This window comes from Ignavibacteria bacterium (assembly GCA_025612375.1).
Classification (GTDB): Bacteria; Bacteroidota; Ignavibacteria; order Ignavibacteriales; family SURF-24; genus JAAXKN01.
This window is the reverse complement of sequence record JAAXKN010000134.1, coordinates 1-1,099: the sequence shown is the minus strand read 5'-3', so window position 1 is coordinate 1,099 and position 1,099 is coordinate 1. Positions and strand designations below refer to the sequence as shown.

At 43.9% G+C, this 1,099-nt stretch carries 3 protein-coding genes; 2 read left to right on the top strand and 1 reads right to left on the bottom strand.

The genetic code is table 11. The annotated features are described in order from the left end of the window. The coding region (locus HF312_21700) for a hypothetical protein (GenBank protein ID MCU7522815.1) at window positions 1–370 on the bottom strand (370 nt) is incomplete at its 3' end. Between the two features lie 320 nt (window positions 371–690). On the opposite strand from HF312_21700, the gene HF312_21695 reads away from it, so the two are divergent. Next, complete coding sequence (locus HF312_21695; protein ID MCU7522814.1) at window positions 691–888, top strand: hypothetical protein; 198 nt, start codon at window positions 691–693, stop codon at window positions 886–888. A gap of 48 nt (window positions 889–936) precedes the next feature. After that, window positions 937–1,099, top strand: a 163-nt coding sequence (locus HF312_21690) for a hypothetical protein (protein MCU7522813.1), incomplete at its 3' end; no start/stop codon positions are given.

Here is a 1,099-nt window from a genome sequence, read left to right as displayed (position 1 = left end):
TGCTTTTCGCGAGTCTTACATAATCGGCCTGCCTGACGTTATGCACACTCTCGTAGGCTTTCCATTCTAGCTCATCTTCGAGAGCGGTCTTAAGACTGCAGAGCTGTTTTTTTAAGCTTTCAACTTCAGCACGAAGATCCTTAACTTCCTGGGAGTCCTCGATCCAGATATTCACAGTCTCGCCGGTTGAGAGATTAACTTCGAGGCGGGATCCGAGGTCGCAGATGTAATCGTAATAATGATCAGCAGCTGTAGAACGGTAGACCGGGTATCCGGCATTTTTGCTACTTTGCTCATCTTTTGCATAATCAGTCGGAAATAACTTGTTAGCTTCTTCCCACGCCTGCTCTTTACTTGTAACTTTAATCATTTTAATTTTCCTCCTATGTATTTATCTTTACACTATCATTATACGCCATATGTGGCGTAAAGTCAACTGGATAATATATGAAAACGGTTTCATTAATACATTTTATCGGCTTTTAGGGGATCCTGACTGCAGCTGCCGTCGTATTACGGCTGCCGTCGGACGCTGTCGTCGGCCGGTAATCTTTAACATAAATGGAAACATTTTGCACATTTTTTATCTATTTTGTTGCAGTCGCTGTCGAAGCGCGCTATAATGAGGGCAAGCTGGTTAATTTAGCCAATTATGGTCGAAAGTAGAAAACCAGTAAAAAGGAGGAAAAGATGGAAAATAAAGACAGAGAAAAGCTTTTCCGAGTCGAGATGGCCAGGTGCGGTCATACGCAGAGAGACATCGCTGCTCTTATGGGTATGACTCTGAGCGCCTTTAATCGGCGGATTAAGGGCCGTATCAAGTGGCAGATCTCAGAGCTAGAAAAGGCAGCCGGGATCTATGGTAAAGATCGTAAGTATTTTGTCTAATCGATATTAAAGTGGGGCTCACTTTTTAATAAGAGGAGGTAAAACGGAGTGCTAACAGAGGGCTATAAAAAAGTCCTTATAGATCAGCTGGTCGAAATCTATCCGTACTCGCGGTCGTGGTTCGAGAAAAAGAGCTACGATCAATGCGCGGCTATGCTAGCAAAGAAACCGACACCTAAGACTAAGCCTGCAAAAACTCCGGCAAGACCAG